Origin of the sequence: Levilactobacillus acidifarinae DSM 19394 = JCM 15949, from assembly GCF_001434835.1 — a bacterium.
Lineage (GTDB): Bacteria > Bacillota > Bacilli > Lactobacillales > Lactobacillaceae > Levilactobacillus > Levilactobacillus acidifarinae.
In genome coordinates, this window is record NZ_AZDV01000023.1 from 1 (window position 1) to 4,971 (window position 4,971).

The 4,971-nt window shown below is 53.3% G+C and carries 5 protein-coding genes; 1 reads left to right on the top strand and 4 read right to left on the bottom strand.

Annotated elements, in window-relative coordinates:
* Nucleotides 1-77 precede the first annotated feature (77 nt).
* A complete protein-coding gene (locus FD25_RS06800; RefSeq protein WP_057802904.1) occupies nt 78-1,064 on the bottom strand; it encodes a GMP reductase in 987 nt (328 codons plus the stop codon).
* Nucleotides 1,065-1,089: 25 nt separating this feature from the next.
* Nucleotides 1,090-2,373 carry an adenylosuccinate synthase gene (locus tag FD25_RS06805; protein WP_057802905.1) on the bottom strand — a complete coding sequence of 428 codons (1,284 nt, stop codon included), beginning with the start codon at nt 2,371-2,373 and terminating at the stop codon, nt 1,090-1,092.
* Between the two features lie 273 nt (nt 2,374-2,646).
* Between FD25_RS06805 and purB the strand changes: the two genes are divergently transcribed.
* Nucleotides 2,647-3,942 (top strand): adenylosuccinate lyase, encoded by a 1,296-nt coding sequence (gene purB / locus FD25_RS06810; protein ID WP_057802906.1) that lies wholly within the window; start codon nt 2,647-2,649, stop codon nt 3,940-3,942.
* A 456-nt stretch (nt 3,943-4,398) separates the two neighbouring features.
* On the opposite strand, the gene FD25_RS14075 is transcribed toward purB, so the two are convergent.
* Complete coding sequence (locus FD25_RS14075) at nt 4,399-4,632, bottom strand: LPXTG cell wall anchor domain-containing protein (protein WP_157050056.1); 234 nt, start codon at nt 4,630-4,632, stop codon at nt 4,399-4,401.
* 74 nt (nt 4,633-4,706) lie between these two features.
* Nucleotides 4,707-4,971, bottom strand: a 265-nt coding sequence (locus FD25_RS14300; protein ID WP_235807919.1) for a hypothetical protein, incomplete at its 5' end; no start/stop codon positions are given.

The following is a 4,971-nucleotide window of genomic DNA, read 5'->3' on the forward strand; positions in this document are numbered from 1 at the left end:
CGATTTCTAGGACCAATTTTTAATTACTGGAATTTAGGGACTTATGTCCCAAACTCGTTTTGCGTTAATTTAAAGATTTAGTAATGGTCGCCGTTGGTGATCGAGTTCTTAACAATCACGTAGTCAACGGTCCGGATGTCCAGCAGGTTGCGGCCACCGGCGTAAGAAATCGAGGACTGTAAGTCTTGGTGGATTTCTTGAAGCGTGTCGGCGATGTCGCCACGGTAAGGGACCAACATTTGTTTGCCTTCCACGTTGCGGTAGGCGCCCTTTTGTTTCTCGGACGCGGAGCCCCAATACTGCTTGTACACGCGGTCGTCAATGGTTAGCTTGCTACCCGGCGATTGTTCGTGCCCGGCTAACATGGAACCGATCATCACCATGCTGGCACCGAAGCGCACAGACTTGGCAATGTCACCGTCGTAGCGAATTCCACCATCGGCGACGATCGGCTTGCGAGCGGCCTTGGCGCAGAGCCGCAGGGCGGCTAATTGCCAGCCCCCGGTCCCAAACCCGGTTTTGAGTTTGGTGATGCAGGCCTTACCGGGGCCGATGCCGACCTTGGTGGCGTCGGCGCCCGCATTTTCTAGTTCCCGAACGGCTTCGGGTGTGCCGACGTTGCCGGCAATCACGAAGCTGGTGGGGAGGGCGTCCTTGATCTTCTTGATCATCCGAATCACGGAATCGGCGTGCCCGTGGGCGATGTCGATGGTGATGTATTCGGGGATCAGGTCGGCCGCGGCCAACTCGTCGATGAAGGCATGTTCGTCGGGTTTGACCCCGACACTGATTGACGCAAACAGGTGCTGGGCGTGCATGCGTTCGATGAAGCCGCGGCGTTCTTGCGGCTGGAAGCGATGCATCACGTAGAAGTAATCGTTTTGGGCCAACCAGGTGGCCAGTTCTTCGTTGATGACGGTTTCCATGTTAGCGGGCACGACGGGGATTCTAAATTGACGGCCGCCAAAGGTAATCGTGGTATCGGCGTCGGACCGACTATCGAGGATACATTTGTTGGGAATCAGTTGGATGTCTTCATAATCAAATACTTCGGATGGATGCATCGCGTTCAGCTCCTAATTTAGTGGTTTAATCCCAGATGGGTTGTAAAATGTTGGTTTGTTCGCGGTCGGGACCGACGGATAAAGTCGCGACGGGAATGCCGACCAAGTCTGCTAACCGTTGCACATAGTTCCGGGCGTTTTCGGGTAAGTCGGCCAGTGACCGGCAGCCGGTAATGTCTTCGGTCCAACCCGGAAGTTCTTCGTAGACGGGCTGGCAAGCCGACAGATCCTTCAGGCTAGCGGGGTAATGGTAAATCGTTTCGCCGTTGAGTTCGTAGGCCTTGCAGATTTTGACGGTTGGTAAACCGGTCAGGACGTCTAAACAGTTCAAGGACAGGTGAGTTAAACCGGATACGCGCTTGGCGTGCCGGAGTACCACGCTGTCGAACCAACCGATTCGGCGAGGCCGCTTGGTGACCGTACCGTATTCGTGGCCGGTTTCGCGGATAGTGTCGCCGATTTCGTCGTGGAGTTCGGTTGGGAACGGTCCGTCACCGACCCGGGATGTGTAGGCTTTGCAGACGCCGACGACCTGGTTGATCTTGGTCGGGCCAACGCCGGAACCGATAGTCACACCCCCGGCAACGGGGTTAGAAGACGTGACGAACGGGTAAGTCCCGTGGTCGATGTCGAGCATCACACCTTGGGCGCCTTCGAACAGCACGTTCTTGCCGGCGTCGATGGCGTCGTTGATCACCACGGAGGTGTCAGTGACGTGGGCCTTCAATTGTTGCCCGTATTGATAGTAGGTTTCGAAAATATCATCAAAGTTCAGGGGTTGTTCGTCGTAAAGTTTGACGAATAACTCATTTTTTTCGGCCAAATTTTGTTTGAGTTTGGCGGCGAAGATGTCGCGGTCGAGTAGGTCGGCCACCCGGATACCGACCCGTTCGGCTTTATCCATGTAAGCCGGGCCGATTCCCTTGTTGGTGGTCCCAATCTTGTTAGTCTTGGTCTTTTCTTGGCACTTGTCCAAGAGAATGTGGTACGGCAGGATGACGTGGGCCCGGTCGGAAATCCGGAGATTGTCCGTGGCGACGCCGTTGTCGTTGAGGTACTTTAACTCTTCAACTAAGGATTTCGGGTTTAAGACCACGCCGTTACCAATCACACTGGTCTTATCCGCGTAGAAAATCCCGGACGGAATCAAGCGTAATTTGAACGTTTGGCCGTTGAAGACGATGGTGTGACCGGCGTTGTCGCCCCCTTGGTAGCGCGCGATAACGTCCGCTTTTTCACTCAGAAAATCAGTGATCTTGCCCTTTCCTTCATCGCCCCATTGACTACCAACTACTACTGTTGATGACATAACAACACCTCATCGTTTTATTTTTGCTAAGCCGAACGACCCAGCAAGAATTAATTTACCATGTTCGGAATTAAAAATCAAGGTAAAAACGAACGATTATAAATTATTTTCTATAATCATTCCATTTATTGAGGACAGAAACTAAATATAGAAATGATTTATTGGCTAATCTATCCAATTTTAGGATGATCTATGATATAATGGTCAACGGATATTTACCGAATAATTATTTAAATGTTCGTGTTTTACCGGAAAAATAAGGAGGAATCCCCCATGTTATCACGTTATACGCGTCCCGAAATGGGAAAGATTTGGTCGTTACAAAACCAGTACGCGTCTTGGCTGGCCGTCGAAATTGCGATTGATGAGGCCTGGGCCAAATTAGGTGAGGTCCCGGTGGCCGATGCCGAGAAGATTCGGGCCAACGCCACCTTTAACGTCGACCGCATCGCCGAGATTGAAGCCGTGACCCACCATGACGTGGTCGCCTTTACCCGGGCCGTGTCCGAATCTTTGGGTGCGGAACGGAAGTGGATTCACTTTGGTGTGACCAGCACTGACGTGGTCGACACCGCTCAGGGCTACCGGTTGAAGCAGGCTAACGTTCAGTTGCGCCAGGGGATCGTGACCTTGATTGCCACGTTAAAGACCTTGTCCCTGAAGTATAAGGATACGGTCATGATCGGCCGGACCCACGGGGTCCAGGCCGAGCCGACCACCTTTGGGTTGAAGATTGCCCGCTGGTACGCGGAGATGCAACGGAATTTAGACCGCTTTGACCGGGCCGCTAAGGGTGTTGAGACCGGTAAGATCAGTGGCGCCGTGGGCACGTTTGCTAACGTGCCGCCAGAAGTGGAAGCTTACGTGTGCGAAAACCTGGGAATTACGGCGCAACCAATTGCCAGTCAGGTGCTGCCCCGCGACCTGCACGCCGACTACATTGCGACGCTGGCATTGATTGGGACCAGCATTGAAGAGTTCGCCACGGAAATTCGGAGTTTACAACGCTCGGAGATCCACGAGGTCGAAGAATACTTCAACCCCGGCCAGAAGGGATCGTCGGCGATGCCGCATAAGCGTAACCCGATTGGGTCGGAAAACGTGACTGGTCTGGCGCGGGTTCTGCGCGGCAACGTGATTACGGCTTACGAAAACGTCAGTCTGTGGCACGAACGTGACATCTCACACTCGTCGGCTGAACGGATTATCTTACCGGAAACGACCACGTTACTAGATTACATGCTCCACCGGTTTAACCGCATCCTGACGAATCTGGATGTGTTCCCCCAGACCATGTTAGCTAACATGAACCGGACCTACGGCTTGATTTACAGCCAACGACTCCTGTTGAAGTTGATTGAGGCGGGGATGAGTCGCGAGGACGCCTACGATTTGGTGCAACCCTTGACCGCTAAGGCTTGGGATGAGCAAGTCCAGTTTCGACCACTGGTGGAAGCCAGTGCCGGGATTCAAGAACGGCTCACACCGGACCAGATCGAAGACGCCTTCGATTACCATTACCATCTGCGTCGGGTGGATGTCATTTTTAAACGTTTGGGTTTGGAATAGTGAAGAAACGCCGTCATCGCCAAAGGGGGATGGCGGCGTTTTACGTCTGCGTCTATAACGAAATTTATAAGGAGGCCTTTAGATCGGCCTAGCCGAGATATTTGGATGGTGGATGCGTCCCAATTAGGCATCCGACCGGACGGAAAAGCCGAGTTCACGGCTGCAACGGTAACGGCGATTTTGACTTAAACGTCGTGCGGTACGTGACACCCGCGACGCATGAGCCGGTGATGGACGTCCCGGCGACGTTACACGAAATTCAAGCGACAAAACGAGAATTGTAACGACTGGATGACGAATACGAGCACCTATTGAGCCAATTGCTCCAGAGTTAACCGACGGCGTCCCCGGAAACGTTAGCATTGTTGCGCACTAGGTGAAACCGAAGGACTAAGCCATGATGTACAAAGGCCCCCAGACGGATTGTCTGGGGGCTTTTGAACGTCATCGAGTTCATTAGTGACGTTTACGGTAGTAAGTGATGAGGGTCGTTAGAAGCAGACTACTTCCCAGAAGCCGGGTTAACCAAGTGACGTGATCGTTGGTTTGGGGCAACTTACGTGCGGCCTCCTTTGGGGCGGCTGGTTGTGGCCGGAACTCGGTGGGGCGTCCTTGGGCCGTTTGCGCGTTATGGATGACGGGTGGTGTCATTGGCGACGTTACAGAAGTTGCGGTTCCTGCGGGAAACATAGAATTAGCGTCAGCGTTCCCGGTGAGGGGATGCTTAGCTGGTGCCGTTCCGGTTGGAGTGGGTAGCGCAGGGGTCACTTGGGGGTGTGGCTGCGAATTAGGCTGAGGTTGAGGTTTAGGAGTTGGCTGTGGTTGTGGTTGGGGTTCAGGTTGTGGTTTAGGTTCTGGCTGCGGCTTAGGTTCAGGTTGTGGTTTAGGTTCAGGTTGTGGTTTAGGTTCTGGCTGCGGCTTAGGTTCAGGTTGCGGTTTGGGCTCTGGCTGCGGCTTGGGCTCTGGCTGCGGCTTAGGTTCAGGTTGTGGTTTAGGTTCAGGTTGTGGTTTAGGTTCAGGTTGTGGTTT

What these genes read in the sequence shown, in the direction of transcription:
- FD25_RS06800 (WP_057802904.1), bottom strand. Translation starts at nt 1,064, where the DNA reads ATGCATCCATCCGAAGTATTTGATTATGAAGACATCCAACTGATTCCC.
- FD25_RS06805 (WP_057802905.1), bottom strand. Translation starts at nt 2,373, where the DNA reads ATGTCATCAACAGTAGTAGTTGGTAGTCAATGGGGCGATGAAGGAAAG.
- purB (WP_057802906.1), top strand. Translation starts at nt 2,647, where the DNA reads ATGTTATCACGTTATACGCGTCCCGAAATGGGAAAGATTTGGTCGTTA.
- FD25_RS14075 (WP_157050056.1), bottom strand. Translation starts at nt 4,632, where the DNA reads ATGTTTCCCGCAGGAACCGCAACTTCTGTAACGTCGCCAATGACACCA.